This is a genomic window from Frankia sp. AgB32 (assembly GCF_023243045.1).
Classification (GTDB): domain Bacteria; phylum Actinomycetota; class Actinomycetes; order Frankiales; family Frankiaceae; genus Frankia.
Genome location: NZ_JALKFX010000188.1, coordinates 1 through 353 on the forward strand (window position 1 = coordinate 1; position 353 = coordinate 353).

The window sequence follows — 353 nt, forward strand, 5'->3', positions numbered from 1 at the left end:
CTGGGCGGCCAGGCGCACGTGCGGGGCGTGTCCGGGGTGTGGCGGGACCTGACCGAGTCGGTGAACTCGATGGCCGGGAACCTGACCAGCCAGGTCCGCAACATCGCCCTGGTGGCCACCGCGGTGGCCCGCGGCGACCTGAGCCAGAAGATCACGGTCACCGCCCAGGGCGAGATCCTGGAGCTCAAGGACACCCTGAACACGATGGTGGACCAGCTCTCCTCGTTCGCGGACGAGGTGACCCGGGTGGCCCGCGAGGTCGGCACCGAGGGCGCGCTGGGCGGCCAGGCGCACGTGCGGGGCGTGTCCGGGGTGTGGCGGGACCTGACCGAGTCGGTGAACTCGATGGCCGG

General features: G+C 72.2%; 1 protein-coding gene. It reads left to right on the forward strand.

Annotated features, from left to right (window positions below; translation table 11 throughout):
• On the forward strand, nt 1-353 hold a 353-nt coding region (locus tag MXD60_RS26360), incomplete at both ends, for a HAMP domain-containing protein (RefSeq protein WP_248822401.1).